13 protein-coding genes are annotated in these 16,449 nt (G+C 71.7%); 10 read left to right on the top strand and 3 right to left on the bottom strand.

The window, feature by feature from the left end:
- The first annotated feature begins 37 nt into the window (after positions 1-37).
- Positions 38-727, top strand: coding sequence for a response regulator transcription factor (locus tag ACZ4EF_RS15555; RefSeq protein ID WP_355337008.1), 690 nt, complete (start codon positions 38-40; stop codon positions 725-727).
- 2 nt (positions 728-729) lie between these two features.
- The gene (locus ACZ4EF_RS15550; RefSeq protein ID WP_467504861.1) at positions 730-2,031 is read left to right on the top strand and encodes a sensor histidine kinase; all 1,302 of its coding nucleotides are present in this window, start codon (positions 730-732) and stop codon (positions 2,029-2,031) included.
- A gap of 111 nt (positions 2,032-2,142) precedes the next feature.
- Here ACZ4EF_RS15550 and ACZ4EF_RS15545 read toward each other — a convergent pair whose 3' ends face one another.
- The 3 genes from ACZ4EF_RS15545 to ACZ4EF_RS15535 form a co-directional block, all read right to left on the bottom strand.
- The gene (locus tag ACZ4EF_RS15545) at positions 2,143-3,027 is read right to left on the bottom strand and encodes an acyl-CoA thioesterase (protein WP_391160509.1); all 885 of its coding nucleotides are present in this window, start codon (positions 3,025-3,027) and stop codon (positions 2,143-2,145) included.
- A gap of 52 nt (positions 3,028-3,079) precedes the next feature.
- Positions 3,080-4,237 (bottom strand): acyl-CoA dehydrogenase family protein, encoded by a 1,158-nt coding sequence (locus ACZ4EF_RS15540; protein WP_355337002.1) that lies wholly within the window; start codon positions 4,235-4,237, stop codon positions 3,080-3,082.
- Between the two features lie 67 nt (positions 4,238-4,304).
- Positions 4,305-4,925, bottom strand: coding sequence for an SACE_7040 family transcriptional regulator (locus ACZ4EF_RS15535; protein WP_355337000.1), 621 nt, complete (start codon positions 4,923-4,925; stop codon positions 4,305-4,307).
- Positions 4,926-5,009: 84 nt separating this feature from the next.
- Here ACZ4EF_RS15535 and ACZ4EF_RS15530 point away from each other — a divergent pair, with 84 nt between their 5' ends.
- The 8 genes from ACZ4EF_RS15530 (at position 5,010) to ACZ4EF_RS15495 (ending at position 16,397) form a co-directional block, all read left to right on the top strand.
- Entirely contained in the window at positions 5,010-6,638 is a 1,629-nt protein-coding gene (locus tag ACZ4EF_RS15530) for a carboxyl transferase domain-containing protein (RefSeq protein WP_355336998.1), read from the top strand.
- 47 nt (positions 6,639-6,685) lie between these two features.
- The gene (locus ACZ4EF_RS15525; RefSeq protein WP_467504961.1) at positions 6,686-8,806 is read left to right on the top strand and encodes an acetyl/propionyl/methylcrotonyl-CoA carboxylase subunit alpha; all 2,121 of its coding nucleotides are present in this window, start codon (positions 6,686-6,688) and stop codon (positions 8,804-8,806) included.
- Between the two features lie 101 nt (positions 8,807-8,907).
- Positions 8,908-9,846, top strand: coding sequence for a hydroxymethylglutaryl-CoA lyase (locus tag ACZ4EF_RS15520; protein WP_467504959.1), 939 nt, complete (start codon positions 8,908-8,910; stop codon positions 9,844-9,846).
- A gap of 2 nt (positions 9,847-9,848) precedes the next feature.
- Complete coding sequence (locus tag ACZ4EF_RS15515) at positions 9,849-11,015, top strand: acyl-CoA dehydrogenase family protein (RefSeq protein ID WP_355336996.1); 1,167 nt, start codon at positions 9,849-9,851, stop codon at positions 11,013-11,015.
- Positions 11,016-11,127: 112 nt separating this feature from the next.
- A complete protein-coding gene (locus ACZ4EF_RS15510) occupies positions 11,128-12,576 on the top strand; it encodes a pyridoxal phosphate-dependent decarboxylase family protein (RefSeq protein ID WP_391160516.1) in 1,449 nt (482 codons plus the stop codon).
- The gene (locus ACZ4EF_RS15505; RefSeq protein ID WP_467504858.1) at positions 12,560-13,906 is read left to right on the top strand and encodes a lysine N(6)-hydroxylase/L-ornithine N(5)-oxygenase family protein; all 1,347 of its coding nucleotides are present in this window, start codon (positions 12,560-12,562) and stop codon (positions 13,904-13,906) included. Before ACZ4EF_RS15510 ends, ACZ4EF_RS15505 begins: the two co-directional genes overlap by 17 nt.
- Positions 13,903-14,496: a GNAT family N-acetyltransferase gene (locus ACZ4EF_RS15500; protein ID WP_467504856.1), complete on the top strand. Its 594-nt coding sequence runs from the start codon at positions 13,903-13,905 to the stop codon at positions 14,494-14,496. Before ACZ4EF_RS15505 ends, ACZ4EF_RS15500 begins: the two co-directional genes overlap by 4 nt.
- Positions 14,493-16,397 carry an IucA/IucC family protein gene (locus ACZ4EF_RS15495; RefSeq protein WP_467504854.1) on the top strand — a complete coding sequence of 635 codons (1,905 nt, stop codon included), beginning with the start codon at positions 14,493-14,495 and terminating at the stop codon, positions 16,395-16,397. Before ACZ4EF_RS15500 ends, ACZ4EF_RS15495 begins: the two co-directional genes overlap by 4 nt.
- Positions 16,398-16,449: the final 52 nt, after the last annotated feature.

The raw sequence follows: 16,449 nt of genomic DNA, 5'->3' as shown, positions 1-16,449 counted from the left end.
ACATCAGGGTCAAGAGGGGGCGAGGAAGGCAGGCGCAGTGGTCCAGGTCGTGATCGTCGATGACGAAGCACTGGTCAGGGCCGCCCTGCGAAGCATCCTCGAATCCTCCGGCGACATCCGGGTGGTCGCGGACTGCGACGGGCACGACGCCGTCGGGACGGTGACCGCGACGCGTCCCGGCCTCGTCCTGCTGGACGCGGTGATGCCGCCACCCGACGACGGACTGACCGTCCTGCGCGCCCTGCGGGCACTGCCCTCGCCGCCCGCCGTCGCCATGCTGACCGCCTTCGACACCAGCGCCCATCTGCGCGCGGCGATGGCGGCGGGCGCCACCGGCTTCCTGCTCAAGGACACCGCGGTCGGCACCCTGATCGACGCGGTACGCGTCATGGCGCGCGGCGGCACCGTCTTCACCCCCACCGTGGGCCGCGCGGTCGTCGACGGCTTCCTGGGCGGTCCGCCCGGCTCCGACGGCGCGAAGGGGCCCGGTACGCCCGAGGCGTCCGCCCACGCCGCGGCCCTGGCGCCGCTGACCGACCGCGAGACCGAGGTGCTGCGGCTGCTGGCGGCCGGGCTGCCGAACGCCCGGATAGCGGCCGAGCTGGGGATCTCGGTCGGCACGGTCAAGGACCATGTGCGCGCGGTGCTGCGGAAGCTGGCCGCGCCCAACCGGGTGGCCGCCGCCGTCGTCGCGCACCAGGCCGGGCTGGTACGGGTGCCGAAGTGATCGTGAAGCCACGTGTCGCCCTGCCGGACGCCGCGCTGTTCGCCCTCTCCGCGACCGAGGTGTGGGCGACGCGCTCCTTCGGCGGCCCGGTCTCGTTCGCCTTCGCGGCCCTGGGCACGCTGGCGCTGCTGTTCCGGCACCGCTTCCCGCTGATCGCCTTCGCCGCGACCCTGCCCGCGCTCTCGCTCGGCTACATCTGGTTCTCGCCGATGGGCGCGCTCTACGAGATCGCCGCGGGCGGCCCCGACCGTCATCGCGCACAAGGGTGGCCGTTTTCTCCGGCCCGGCCCTCGAAGAGCGCGCCCTCCGGTACGCCGCCCGCCACGTCCTTCGCCTCGGCGGCTCTCCTACCACCCGGGACGACGGCCGCTACCTCATCGGCCACGCTCACCCGTTCGGGTGAGCGCGTGATATCTCGCCGCGCCCTGCTGATCGGTGGCTGCGCGCTGCTCGCGGCGACGGTCTCCTGCGTGCCCTGGCCATTCCGCGCCCCGGCGCCCTGGGGGCTGTCGGACACGATCCTCGCGGTGATGCTGTCCTCGCTGCTGGCCCTGGCGCCGACCGCGCTGGGCCTGTTCGCCGCCTCGCGGCGCGAGCTGGCCGGGCGGCTGGAGGAGCTGGCGGCCAGCAGGGAACGGGAGCGAGAGCTGGCCGCGGAACAGGCGGTGGTACGGGAGCGGGCCCGGCTCGCCCGCGAGATGCACGACACCGTGGCGCACCACATCAGCCTGATCGCCGTGCAGTCCGGCGCCCTGGAGGCGACCGCGCGGGGACCGCAGGCGCGGGCGGCGGCCGGGGCGGTGCGCGAGCTGAGCCGGGACGCGCTGGACGAGCTGCGCCGGATGGTGGGGCTGCTGCGGCTGCCGGTGACGTCGGGGCAGCCGCTGGACGCGGGCCCCGGCCTCGCGGGCATACCCGCGCTGGTCGCCGCCGCGGGACCCGGCACGCACGGCGAACTGCCCGGCACCATGGCCCCGGCCGACACCGCCCGCCTGCCCTCGGACGTCCAGCACGCCGCGTACCGCATCGTGCAGGAAGCGCTCACCAACATCCGCAAGCACGCGCCAGGCGCGGAAACCCACGTCCTGGTGCGGCACAGCGGCGACGTGCTGGTGGTGGAGGTGCGCAACGGACCCGCGCCGGCGGCGCCGGGACCGGCCCTGCCCTCGGGCGGCCACGGTCTCGCCGGGCTGCGCGAGCGGGCGGTGCAGCTCGGCGGCGAATTCATCGCGTCGCCCGCGGCGACCGGGGGCTTTCTCGTACGGGCGACGCTGCCGGTCGGACCGGCGGTCGAGGCGGCGTAGGCGGAGCCGCCCGATCAGAGCCGGGGCGCGCCTCGGGAGCCACCGCGCCGGAATGCCCCGCGTGTCTGGTATCCGGGAGCGGAGATCCGCGCTCACCCGAAAGGGTGAGCGTCAGTCGCGCGGCACCCGCACCAGGCCCTCCTGGATCACCGAGACGGCGAGCTGCCCGTCGCGGGTGTAGATCCGGGCGGTGCCGAGGCCGCGACCGCCGGAGGCGGACGGGCTCTGCTGGTCGTAGAGCAGCCATTCGTCGGCCCGGAAGGGCCGGTGGAACCACATGGCGTGGTCCAGGCTCGCGCCGACCACGTCGCCGACGGTCCAGCCGCCGCGGCCGTGGGCGAGCAGGACCGAGTCGAGCAGCGTCATGTCCGACACATAGGTGGCGAGGCAGACGTGGAGCAGCGGGTCGTCGGCCAGTTTGCCGCGGGCGCGGAACCAGACCTGGGAGCGCGGTTCGCGGATGACACCCGCGGTGAGGAACGGCGGGTCCTCGACGTAACGCAGGTCGACGGCCGCGCGGGTCTCAAGTATCCGGTCGACCACCGTGGGGTCGGGGAACCGCGCGGCGTGTACGGGCAGCATCTCCTCGGCCGTCGGCAGCGTCTCCGGGTCGGGCGCGTACGGCATCGGCTCCTGGTGTTCCAGGCCCTCCTCGTGGACCTGGAAGGACGCCGAGAGGTGGAAGATCGGCTGGCCGTGCTGGATCGCGACGACCCGCCGGGTGGTGAAGGAGCGGCCGTCGCGGATCCGGTCGACCTGGTAGACGATCGGCGCGCCGGGGTCGCCGGGCCGCAGGAAATAGGCGTGCAGCGAGTGCGCGCCGCGGTCTTCGGGCGCCGTGCGGCCCGCGGCGACCAGGGCCTGTGCGGCGACCTGGCCGCCGAAGACCCGGGGCACCACGGCCGACCGGCTGACACCGCGGAAGATGTCCCGCTCGATCCGCTCCAGGTCGAGCAGATCGAGCAGGGACTGGAGCGGATCCCGGGAGTCGTTCACGGGTCTTTCGGCATTCACGCGTCCGCCGGCTTTCTCACGGATGGGTCTACGGTCACAGGCCCATCGACTTGGCGATGATGGACTTCATGACCTCGCTCGTGCCGCCGTAGATCCGGTTGACGCGGTTGTCGGCGTACAGGCGGGCGATCGGGTACTCGTTCATGTAGCCGTAGCCGCCGTGGAGCTGGAGGCAGCGGTCGATGACGCGGGCGGCGACCTCGGTGCAGAAGAGCTTGGCGGAGGCGGCGTCCGCGGCCGACAGCTCCTTCTTGTCGTGCGCTTCGAGGGCGCGGTCGACGACGGCCTGCGCGGCGTCCACCTCGGCCTTGCAGGCGGCGAGTTCGAACTTGGTGTTCTGGAAGGACGCGACGGTCTGGCCGAAGACGGTCCGGTCCTGGACGTACGCCTGGGCGAAGCGGATCGCGGCGGCGGCCTGGGCGTACGCGCCGACGGCGATGCCCAGCCGCTCCTGCGGGAGATTCTGTCCGAGGTAGGAGAAGCCCTTGCCCTCCTCGCCGAGCAGGTCCTCGAGCGGGACCTTGACGTCGGAGAAGGAGAGTTCCGCGGTGTCGGAGGTGCGCAGGCCGAGCTTGTCGAGCTTGCGGCCGACCGCGTATCCGTCGGCCTTGGTGTCCACGACGAACAGGGAGATGCCCGCGCGGCGGTCCTCGGGCGTGGCGGGGGCGGTGCGGGCGCAGACGATGACGCGGTCGGCGTGGACGCCGCCGGTGATGAAGGTCTTGGCGCCGTTGAGCACGTAATGCGTGCCGTCGGCGGAGAGCTTGGCCGTCGTCTTCATGCCCGCGAGGTCGGAGCCGGTGCCGGGTTCTGTCATGGCGATGGCGAACATCGTCTCGCCGCTGACGAAGCCGGGCAGCCAGCGCTTCTTCTGCTCGTCGGTGGCGTAGGCCATCACGTAGGGCAGGCAGAGGCCGACGTGGACCCCGCTGCCGCCGAAGCTGACGCCCGCGCGGGCGCACTCCTCGCTGATGACGGCCTGGAATTTGAAGCTGTGCTCGCCCGCGCCGCCGAACTCCTCGGGCACCTCGATGCCGAAGACGCCCAGCTCGCCGAGCTTGTAGTAGAAGTCGCGCGGGACCAGGCCAGCCGCCAGCCACTCGTCGTGGACGGGGACGACCTCGGCCTCGATGAAGGCACGTATCGTCTCGCGGAACGCTTCGTGGTCCTCGTTGAACACCGTACGACGCACAGCGCGCCTCCCATCCGCGACCGGGTCCGCTGCCGGGGCGGTCGACAATCGAGCATTAAGCAAGCGCTCAGTAAGTTACCCGCCAGTCGGCCGTGCTGTCCAGACCGTCCAGCGCGTCCAGCGCCCCGAGGGCGAGCCGGTGCAGCAGGGCCGCCATCGCGGTCCTGCCGGGCAGTCCGCCGCGCTCGCCGAGGTGCGGAGTGGAGTTGAGCAGACCGAAGACGGCGTGCACGGCCGCGCGCACCTCCAGCTCGGTGGCGCCCGGATGCACCAGCCGCACGACCGCGACCCACTCCTCGACGTACTGTCGCTGGAGCTGGCGGACCAGCTTGCGGTCGGAGTCGCGCAGCCGGTCCAGCTCGCGGTCGTGCAGCGTGATCAACGGCCGGTCGTCGATCGCGAAGTCGATATGGCCGCGGACCAGCGCGTCCAGCGCCTCGACGGGCCCGGTCGCCTCGGCGACCCGCATCTTGCCCGCGGTCAGCAGCCGGCCGCTGATGCCCACCAGCAGCTCGGCGAGCATGGCGTCCTTGCCCGCGAAATGCCGGTAGAGACCCGGGCCGCTGATGCCGACCGCGGCGCCTATCTCGTCGACACCGACCCCGTGGAAGCCGCGCTCGGCGAAGAGCCGGGCGGCCTCTCGGAGAATCTGCTCGCGACGGTTCTCCGCCGTCTTCGTCGGGTTCATGAGATCGAGTCTAGACAACCGAGTTAGCGAGCGTTAACGTGGTGTCATCACGTTAACGCTCGCTAACATCCGGGGGGCCGAACCATGGCAGCACCCGCCCTGTCCAGCGCCGCAGATCCGGCGTCAGAGGCGTATCAGGCCAATGCGCAGGCTCATGCCGCATTGACCGCGGACCTGCGCGACAAGCTGGCCGCCGCGCGGCTCGGCGGCGGCGAGAGAGCCCGCGCCCGCCACACCGCGCGCGGAAAGCTGCTGCCCAGAGACCGGGTGGACGGGCTGCTCGACCCCGGCTCACCCTTCCTGGAGCTGGCGCCGCTGGCCGCGGACGGGATGTACGACGGGCAGGCACCGGCCGCCGGGGTGATCGCCGGGATCGGCCGGGTCGCGGGGCGTGAGGTCGTGGTCGTCGCCAATGACGCCACGGTCAAGGGCGGCACCTATTACCCGATGACGGTCAAGAAGCATCTGCGCGCCCAGGAGATCGCCCTGGACAACCGGCTGCCGTGCGTCTACCTGGTCGACTCCGGCGGCGCCTTCCTCCCCCGGCAGGACGAGGTCTTCCCCGACCGCGACCACTTCGGCCGGATCTTCTACAACCAGGCCACCATGTCCGCGCGCGGCATCCCGCAGATCGCCGCCGTCATGGGCTCGTGCACCGCGGGCGGCGCCTACGTCCCGGCGATGAGCGACGAGGCGGTGATCGTACGGAATCAGGGCACGATCTTCCTCGGCGGCCCGCCGCTGGTGAAGGCGGCCACCGGCGAGGTCGTCACCGCGGAGGAACTGGGCGGCGGCGAGGTGCACTCCCGGGTCTCCGGCGTCACCGACCACCTCGCCGAGGACGACGCCCACGCGCTGGACATCGTCCGCGACATCGTCGCCACCCTGCCCGCGCGCGGCGCCCCGCCGTGGACGGTACGGCCCGCGGAGCCGCCCGCCGTGGACCCGGCCGGGCTGACCGGTGCGGTACCGGTCGACTCCCGCACCCCGTACGACGTCCGCGAGGTCATCGCGCGGCTGGTGGACGGCAGCCGCTTCGCCGAGTTCAAGGCGGAGTACGGCACCACGCTGGTCACCGGTTTCGCCCACATCCAGGGCCATCCGGTCGGCATCGTGGCCAACAACGGCATCCTGTTCGCCGAATCCGCCCTCAAGGGCGCGCACTTCATCGAGCTGTGCGACCAGCGCGGCATCCCGCTGCTGTTCCTCCAGAACATCTCCGGCTTCATGGTCGGCCGCCAGTACGAGGCGGGCGGCATCGCCAAGCACGGCGCGAAGATGGTCACGGCGGTCGCCTGCGCGCGCGTGCCCAAGCTGACCGTGGTGATCGGCGGCTCCTACGGCGCGGGCAACTACTCGATGTGCGGCCGGGCCTACAGCCCGCGCTTCCTGTGGATGTGGCCCAACGCCAAGATCTCGGTGATGGGCGGCGAGCAGGCCGCGTCCGTGCTGGCCACCGTCAAGCGCGACCAGCTCGCCGCCGCGGGCGAGAAGTGGAGCGAGGAGGCGGAGGAGGCGTTCAAGGCCCCGGTCCGCGAGCAGTACGAGACGCAGGGCAACGCCTACTACGCCACCGCCAGGCTCTGGGACGACGGTGTGATCGACCCGCTGGAGACCCGTACCGTCCTCGGCCTGGCCCTCACCGCCTGCGCCAACGCCCCCCTTCCGACCGCCGATCCGGGTGCGCCCGGCTACGGCGTCTTCCGGATGTGAGGGGCGTGCCGACCATGAACACCGCAACCGCCGGGAGCGCGAGCCCCATGTTCGACACCGTCCTGGTCGCCAACCGCGGCGAGATCGCCGTCCGCGTGCTGCGGACCCTGCGGGAGCTGGGCGTCCGCTCGGCCGCCGTCTTCACCGACGCCGACGCCGACGCCCGGCACGTACGCGAGGCGGACACCGCGGTACGGATCGAGAACTATCTGTCGGCCGCCGAGCAGGTACGGGCGGCCGTCGAGACGGGTGCCCAGGCGGTCCACCCCGGCTACGGCTTCCTGGCGGAGAACGCGGCCTTCGCCCGCGCCTGCGCCGAGGCGGGCCTGGTCTTCATCGGACCGCCCGCCGAGGCCATCGAGCTGATGGGCGACAAGATCCGCGCCAAGGAGACGGTCCGGGCCGCGGGCGTCCCGGTCGTGCCCGGCAGCACGGGCAGCGGGCTCACCGACGACCAACTGGCCGACGCGGCACGGGAGATCGGCCTGCCGGTGCTGCTCAAGCCCTCGGCGGGCGGCGGCGGCAAGGGCATGCGGCTGGTGCGCGACGAGGCCCTGCTGGCCGAGGAGATCGCGGCGGCCCGGCGCGAGGCGCGCGGCTCCTTCGGCGACGACACGCTGCTGGTGGAGCGGTGGATCGACCGCCCGCGGCACATCGAGATCCAGGTCCTGGCCGACGGCCACGGCTCGGTGGTGCACCTCGGCGAGCGCGAGTGCTCGCTGCAACGACGGCACCAGAAGGTGATCGAGGAGGCCCCCTCGGTCCTGCTCGACGAGGCGACCCGGCAGGCGATGGGCGAGGCCGCGGTGCAGGCCGCCCGCTCGTGCGGCTACACGGGCGCGGGCACGGTGGAGTTCATCGTCCCCGGCGCCGACCCCGGCGCGTACTTCTTCATGGAGATGAACACTCGCCTCCAGGTGGAGCACCCGGTGACGGAGCTGGTCACCGGGCTCGACCTGGTCGAGTGGCAGCTCCGGGTGGCGTGCGGCGAGCGGCTGGGCTTCGGACAGCGGGCCATCGCCATGACCGGCCACGCCATGGAGGCGCGGATCTGCGCGGAGACCGCCAGAGCGGGCGACGGCCGGGTGGACTTCCTGCCGTCCGCGGGCACCGTCGTGGCGCTGGCCGAACCGACCGGCCCCGGAGTGCGCGTCGATTCGGGTCTCGCGGTCGGCACGGAGGTGGGCACGGCCTACGACCCGATGCTGGCCAAGGTGATCGCCTACGGCCCCGACCGGGCCACGGCGCTGCGACGGCTGCGGGCCGCGCTGGCGGACACCGTCGTGCTGGGCCTGGACACCAACACCGGTTTCCTGCGCAGGCTGCTGGCCCACCCGGCGGTGGTCGCGGGCGAGCTGGACACCGGGCTGATCGACCGGGACGCCGCCGAACTGCTGCCGCCCGGCGTGCCGGACGAGGTGTACGCGGCGGCGGCGCTGCTGCGGCAGGCCGCGCTGGCCCCGGCCCCGGACGCGGGCGGCTGGACCGACCCGTTCTCGGTGCCGAGCGGCTGGCGGCTGGGCGGCGAGGCCGCCTGGACGGTGCACCACCTGCGGGTTCCCGGCCGGGAACCGGTGACGGTACGGGTCCGCGACGGCCTGGTGCGGATCGGCGAAGGACCGGCCACGGCGGCCCGGTTGACGCTGGACGGACCCCGCGCGCTGCTCCACCGCGAGGGCACGGTGACCGCTTTCCGGCACGCGGGCGAGTGGCTGGGCCGGGACGGCGACGGCTGGTGGGTACGGGCGTACGACCCGGTGGCCGCGGCCCTGCGCGGCGCCGCGGGCGGGGGCGGGGGCGGTGCGCTGACGGCGCCTATGCCCGGCACGGTCACGGTGGTGAAGGTCGGCAAGGGGGACGAGGTCGTGGCGGGCCAGAGCCTGCTGGTGGTGGAGGCCATGAAGATGGAGCACGTGATCACCGCCCCGCACGACGGGACGGTGTCCGAGATCGACGTCACCGCGGGCAGCACCGTGGCGATGGACCAGGTGCTTGCGGTGGTCACCCCGTCGGCCCCGCAGGACCCGGCCGAGGCGGCAACACCCGCGGCAGCCGCCGGAACAGCGCCCGAGCCGCCCGCCGGACCGACCGCCGCGCGGACCACCGCACCCGCTGCCGGTCAGACCACCGCGCCGGCTTCCGCGCCGACTGCCGGGGAGGCGTCATGAGCACCGCCGACCGGAGCCCGGCCGCGTCCGGGACACCCAGCGGCGCCGCCGCGGGTACGACGACGGACGCGACCGGCGGCGCGCTGCCCGCCGGACTGCCGATGGCCGTACCCGCGGCCGGGCTGCCGACGGCCGTGCGGATCCACGAGGTCGGCGCGCGGGACGGATTGCAGAACGAGAAGGCGACCGTGCCGACCGCCGTGAAGGCGGAGTTCGTGCACCGGCTCGCCGCGGCCGGGCTCGGCACGATCGAGGCGACCAGCTTCGTCCACCCCAAGTGGGTGCCCCAACTGGCCGACGCGGCCGATCTGATGCCGCTGCTCGCGGACCTGGACCCGGCGGTGCGGCTGCCGGTGCTGGTGCCGAACGAGCGGGGTCTGGAGCGGGCGCTGGAGCTGGGCGTGCGGGAGATCGCGGTCTTCGGCAGCGCCACCGAGTCCTTCGCCCGCGCCAACCTCAACCGGACGGTGGAGGAGTCGCTGGCGATGTTCGCCCCGGTGGTGACCAGGGCCAGGGACGCGGGCGCCACCGTCCGCGGCTATCTGTCGATGTGCTTCGGCGACCCCTGGGAGGGCCCGGTCCCGATCGGGCAGGTCGCCGCCGCGGCCCGGCGGCTGTACGAACTGGGCTGCACCGAACTGAGCCTCGGCGACACGATCGGGGTGGCGACGCCCGGCCACGTCACGGCGCTGCTGGACGAACTGACCGGCGGCTCCGGCGGCAACGGCGTCCCGGTCGACAAGCTCGCCGTGCACTTCCACGACACCTACGGCCAGGCGCTGTCCAACACGCTGGCCGCGCTCCAGCGGGGCGTCACCGTCGTGGACGCCTCCGCGGGCGGCCTCGGCGGCTGCCCGTACGCCAAGAGCGCCACCGGAAACCTCGCCACCGAAGACCTCGTCTGGATGCTGCACGGCCTCGGCATCCGCACCGGGGTCGATCTGGACCGCCTCAGCGCCACAAGCGTGTGGATGGCGGAGCACCTGGGACGGCCGAGCCCGTCCCGTACCGTCCGCGCCCTGACCCACCAGGAGCAGTAGCCATGTCGATCGACCACCGTCTGTCCGCCGAGTACGAGGAACTGCGCGCCACGGTCGCGGAGTTCGCCAAGGACGTGATCGCGCCGAAGATCGGCGAGTTCTACGAGCAGCAGGAGTTCCCGTACGAGATCGTGCGGGAGATGGGGCGGATGGGCCTGTTCGGGCTGCCGTTCCCCGAGGAGTACGGCGGGATGGGCGGCGACTACTTCGCGCTGTGCATCGCGCTGGAGGAGCTGGCCCGCGTGGACTCCTCGGTGGCGATCACCCTGGAGGCCGGGGTGTCGCTGGGCGCGATGCCGGTGTTCAGGTTCGGCACCGAGGAGCAGAAGCGCACTTGGCTGCCGAAGCTCTGCTCGGGCGAGATGCTGGGCGCGTTCGGGCTGACGGAGCCGGAGTGCGGTTCCGACGCGGGCGGCACCCGTACCACCGCGCGGCTGGACGAGGCGACCGACGAGTGGGTGATCAACGGCACCAAGTGCTTCATCACCAACTCGGGCACCGACATCACCGGGCTGGTCACGGTGACGGCGGTGACCGGCCGCAAGGACGACGGCAGGCCGCGGATCTCCTCGATCATCGTGCCGTCGGGGACGCCCGGCTTCACGGTGTCGAAGAAGTACAGCAAGGTCGGGTGGAACGCGTCGGACACCCGCGAGCTGTCCTTCGCCGACTGCCGGGTGCCCGCGGCGAATCTGCTGGGCGAGGAGGGCCGGGGCTACGCGCAGTTCCTGCGCATCCTGGACGAGGGGCGGATCGCGATCTCGGCCCTGTCCACCGGTCTGGCGCAGGGCTGTGTGGACGAGTCGCTGTCGTACGCCAAGACCCGGCACGCCTTCGGGCGTCCGATCGGTGACAACCAGGCGATCCAGTTCAAGATCGCGGACATGGAGATGCGGGCCCACACGGCGCGGCTGGCGTGGCGGGACGCGGCGTCGCGGCTGGTGCACGGCGACGAGTTCAAGAAGGAGGCGGCACTGGCCAAGCTCTACTCCTCCGAGATCGCGGTCACCAACGCCCGTGAGGCCACACAGATCCACGGCGGCTACGGCTTCATGAACGAATATCCGGTGGCCCGTATGTGGCGGGACTCCAAAATCCTGGAGATCGGCGAAGGCACCAGCGAGGTGCAGCGCATGCTGATCGCACGGGAGTTGGGGCTCGTGGGCTAGAACACCCGCCTGCGGGGAAGAGTGATCCCTGAGACAACTGGGACACAGGACCGTTGAAGCGGTGAGTTAGGTTAGGCTAACCTAACTCAGCCGCTCAACGAGAGGTCTGCCCATGCGCTCACACCTGCTCAACGACGCCACGACGGAGCACTATCTGCGCTCCGTCTCCCAGGGAGTCGAGCGGGTGGCGGCCACCCTCGCCGCGACCGACCGGCCTTTCACCGGTATCACCCCGGAAGCCCTCGCGCCCCGGATCGACGCGATCGACCTCGCCCAGCCGCTCGGCGACACCGCCGCCGCGCTGGACGAACTCGAAGCGGTCTATCTGCGCGACGCCGTCTACTTCCACCACCCCCGCTACCTCGCGCACCTCAACTGCCCGGTCGTCATACCGGCCGTCGCCGCCGAGGCCGTGCTCAGCGCCGTCAACTCCTCCCTCGACACCTGGGACCAGAGCGCCGGCGCCACCCTCATCGAGCGCCGCATGATCGACTGGACGGCCGAGCGCGCGGGCCTCGGCCCGGCGGCCGACGGCGTCTTCACCAGCGGCGGCACCCAGTCCAACCTCCAGGCGCTGCTGCTCGCCCGTGAGGAAGCCGTCACCCGCGGCGCCGCCTCCTCGCGGCTGCGCATCCTCGCCTCCGAGTGCGGCCACTTCAGCGTCCAGAAGTCCGCGAAGCTGCTCGGCCTCGGCGCCGACGCCGTCATCTCCGTCCCCTGCGACCAGAACAAGCGGATGCAGAGCCTCGCGCTCGCCCGCGAGTTGGACCGCTGCGCCCGCGAGGGCCTGACCCCGATGGCCGTCGTCGCCACCGCGGGCACCACCGACTTCGGCTCCATCGACCCGCTGCCCGCCATCGCCGACCTGTGCGAGCGCCACGGCGTGTGGCTGCACGTGGACGCCGCGTACGGCTGCGGCCTGCTGGTCTCCCCCACCCGCCGCCACCTGCTCGACGGCATCGAGCGCGCCGACTCGGTGACCGTCGACTACCACAAGTCCTTCTTCCAGCCCGTCAGTTCGAGCGCCCTCCTGGTCCGCGACCGCACCACGCTGCGGCACGCCACGTACTACGCCGACTACCTCAACCCGCGCCGCACCACCACCGAGCGCATCCCCAACCAGGTGGACAAGTCGCTCCAGACCACACGGCGGTTCGACGCCCTCAAGCTGTGGATGACGCTGCGCGTGATGGGCGCCGACGGCGTCGGCCAGCTCTTCGACGAGGTCGTGGACCTGGCCGCCGAGGGCTGGAAGCTGCTCGACGCCGACCCGCGCTTCGAAGTGGTCGCCCCGCCGACCCTGTCCACGCTGGTCTTCCGCTGGATCCCGGCCGCCGTCACCAGCCCGGCGCTGATCGACCGCGCCAACCTGCACGCCCGCAAGGCGCTGTTCGCCTCGGGCGAGGCCGTCGTGGCGGGCACGAAGGTACGCGGCAGCCACTACCTGAAGTTCACCCTGCTCAACCCGCGCACCACCCCCGCCGACATCGCCACCGTCCTCGACCTGCTCGCCGAGCACGCGGACCAGTACCTGGGAGACGCACTTGTCCACGCCTCGTGACCCGGACTCGGCATCCGAACCCGCCGCGCCGGAACCGGAGTTCGACTTCATCGCGATCGGCCTCGGCCCGTTCAATCTGGGCCTGGCCTGCCTGACCGAGCCGATCGACGACCTCAACGGGCTCTTCCTGGAGGCCAAACCGGACTTCGACTGGCACTCCGGCATGTTCCTGGAGGGCAGCACCCTCCAGACGCCGTTCATGTCGGACCTGGTGACCCTCGCCGACCCCACCTCGCCCTTCAGCTTCCTCAACTACCTCAAGGAATCGGGGCGGTTGTACTCCTTCTACATACGCGAGAGCTTCTATCCGCTGCGCGAGGAGTACAACGACTACTGCCGCTGGGCCGCAGCCCGCATCCCGTCGATCCGCTTCGGACAGACGGTCACCGAGGTGACCTACGAGGACGGCGCAACGCACGACGGCACGCACGAGGACACGCACGGCGGGACCTACGTCGTACGGACCGCGAGCGGCGCGGCGCACCGTACGCGCCGACTGGTCCTCGGCACCGGCACACCGCCGTACGTCCCCGCCGCCTGCGAAGGGCTCGGCGGCGACCTCATCCACAACTCCCGCTATCTGGCGGCCAAGAGCGACCTCCAGCGCAAGCGCAGCATCACGATCGTCGGCAGCGGGCAGAGCGCCGCCGAGATCTACCACGACCTGCTCCAGGACATCGACGCGCACGGTTACGCGCTGAACTGGGTGACCCGCTCGCCGCGCTTCTTCCCGCTCGAATACACCAAGCTCACGCTGGAAATGACGTCGCCCGAATACGTCGACTACTTCCATTCCCTGCCGTCCCCGGTCCGCGACTCGCTGAACGTCTCGCAGAAGAACCTCTACAAGGGGATCAATTCGGAGCTGATCAATGACATCTTCGACCTGCTCTATCTGAAGAACCGGCGCGGCAAGGTCCCGACCCGGCTGCTCACCAACACCTCGCTCGACAGCGCGCGGTACGACGCCGACAGCGGCACGTACACCCTCGGACTGTGCCAACGCGAGCAGGGCGGGGAGTTCACGATCGACACCGAGGGCCTGGTCCTCGCCACCGGCTACCGCTACCAGGTGCCGGAATTCCTCGCCCCCGTCCGGGACCGCATCCGCTGGGACGAGCAGGGCCGTTACGACGTCACCCGCGACTACGCCATCGACGTCACCGAGCGCGCGATCTACGTGCAGAACGCCGAACTGCACACGCACGGCTTCGTCTCCCCCGACCTCGGCATGGCGGCCTACCGCAACTCCCGCATCATCCGGGAGCTGCTCGGCCGCGAGCACTACCGCGTGGAACAGGCCATCGCCTTCCAGGAGTTCACCGCATGAGCAGCACGAACAGCGTGAGCGGCGCAAGCACCGCAAGCACCGCGCACAGCGCGGGCAGCACCGGCACAGACCTCGACTTCACCTTCCGCCCGGTCGACCCCCTCGCCGACGCCGACCTGCTGCACACCTGGGTGACGCACCCGAAAGCCGGTTTCTGGCTGATGGGCGACGCGAGCCGTTACGACGTCGAGCGCGCGTACACCGAGATCGCGCAGGCCCCGTACGAGGCGGCGTTCCTCGGCCTCCAGGACGGACGGCCCGTCTTCCTGATGGAACGGTACGACCCCGCGCGGGTCGAACTCGTCGGGCTCTACCCGGCGCGGCCCGGTGACGTCGGCATGCACTTCCTGGTCGCGCCCTGCGACACCCCCGTGCACGGCTTCACCCGCGCGGTGATCAGGGCCGTGATGGCCGAACTCTTCGCCGATCCCGCGACCCGCAGGGTGATCGTGGAGCCCGACGTCCGCAACACGGCGGTGCACGTACTCAACGAGACGGTCGGCTTCGAGATCATCGAGCGGATCAAGAAGCCGGAGAAGGACGCCTTCTTGAGCATCTGCACCCGCGAGCGCTTCGAGGCCACCCGATGACCGACGTCGACCACCTCACCCCGGAGCTGTGGGAGCGGGCCACCCGCCACCTGGTGGCCAAGGCCCTCGCCGAATTCACCCACGAACGCCTGCTCACCCCGGAGCCCGCGAGCCAGGACGGCCAGGACGCCCAGCACGCCCCAGACGCACGGCACGCCCCGGACGCCCGGCACGGTCAGAAGGACCACGACAGCTACCTCGTCCGCAGCGACGACGGCGCCACGACGTACCGTTTCGCCGCCCGCCGCCTGGCCCTCGACCACTGGCGGATCGACCCGGCGAGCGTCACCCGCCACCGGCAGGAGGCCGAACTCCCCCTCGACGCGCTCGACTTCATCACCGAACTGCGCACCACCCTCGCCATCAGCGACAGCGTCCTGCCGGTCTACCTGGAGGAGATCAGCGCGACCCTCTCCGCCGCCGCCTTCAGGCTCGCCGCCCGCGACCGCGCGCCGGTGAGCGCGGCGGAGCTGACCCGCGCCGGATTCCAGGCCATCGAGACCGGGATGACCGAGGGCCACCCCTGCTTCGTCGCCAACAGCGGCCGGCTCGGCTTCGGCGCGGACGACCACCCGCGGTACGCGCCCGAGGCCGCCTCCCCCGTCCGGCTGATCTGGCTGGCCGCGCGCCGCGACCGCACCACCTTCAGCGCGGGCGCGGGCATCGACTACGAGGACTTCCTCACCGCCGAACTGGGCCGGGAGCAGCTCCGGCGCTTCGCCGCCGCGCTGACCGGCCGGGGCCTCGACCCGGCCGCGTATCTGCTGATCCCGGTCCACCCCTGGCAGTGGTGGAACAAGCTCTCGGTCACCTTCGCGGGCGAGGTCGCCCGGCAGCACCTGGTCTGCCTCGGCCCCGGCGACGACGCGTATCTGGCGCAGCAGTCGGTCCGTACGTTCTTCAACACCACCGTCCCGACCAGGCACTATGTGAAGACGGCGCTGTCCGTCCTCAACATGGGCTTCATGCGCGGCCTGTCCGCCGCGTACATGGCGGCCACCCCGGCGATCAACGACTGGCTCGCCGAACTGATCGCCGCCGACCCCACCTTCACCGCCGCCCGCTTCTCGATCATCCGCGAGCGGGCGGCGATCGGTTACCACCACCGGCAGTACGAGGCGGCCACGGCGTACGGTTCCCCGTACCGGAAGATGCTGGCCGCGCTGTGGCGGGAGAGCCCGGTCGCGGACCTGGAGCCGGGCCACCACCTGGCCACGATGGCGTCGCTGCTGCACACCGACGCCGACACGAGCACGAGCACGGGTACGGATACAGGCACCGGCACGGACGCGGGCACCTCCTTCGCGGGCGCCCTCATCGCCCGCTCCGGCCTCCCCGCCGAGACCTGGCTGCGGCGCTACCTGGACGCGTATCTCGTCCCGGTGCTGCACAGCCTCTACGCCTACGGACTGGCCTTCATGCCGCACGGCGAGAACGTGATCCTGGTGCTGGACGAGACCGGGACGGTGCGGCGGGCGGTGTTCAAGGACATCGCGGAGGAGATCGTGATCATGGACCCGGAGACGCCGCTGCCGCCCGAGGTGGAGCGGATCAGGGCCGAGGTCCCGGAGGACGAGCGGGTGCTCGCCGTCTTCACCGATGTCTTCGACTGCTTCTTCCGCTTCCTCAGCGCGATCCTCCACACCGGGAAGATCCTGGACGAAACGGTGTTCTGGCGGACGGTCGCCGAGTGCGTCGCCGACTACCAGGCCGCCCACCCCGACCTCGCCGACCGGTTCAAGCGGTACGACCTCTTCGCGCCGGAATTCACCCTGTCCTGCCTCAACCGGCTCCAGCTCCGTGACAACCAGCAGATGATCGACCTCGCCGACCCGTCGGCCGCCCTCCAGTTCGCGGGCACCCTCCCCAACCCCCTGGCGGCCCACCGGCCGCACCCGTAACCGGGCCAACCGGGCCGACCGGGCCGTCCGCGCCCGCAGCAGTGCCGTCTTC

Source organism: Streptomyces sp. NPDC025721, from assembly GCF_055558595.1.
This window is presented reverse-complemented; position numbering and strand designations above follow the sequence as displayed.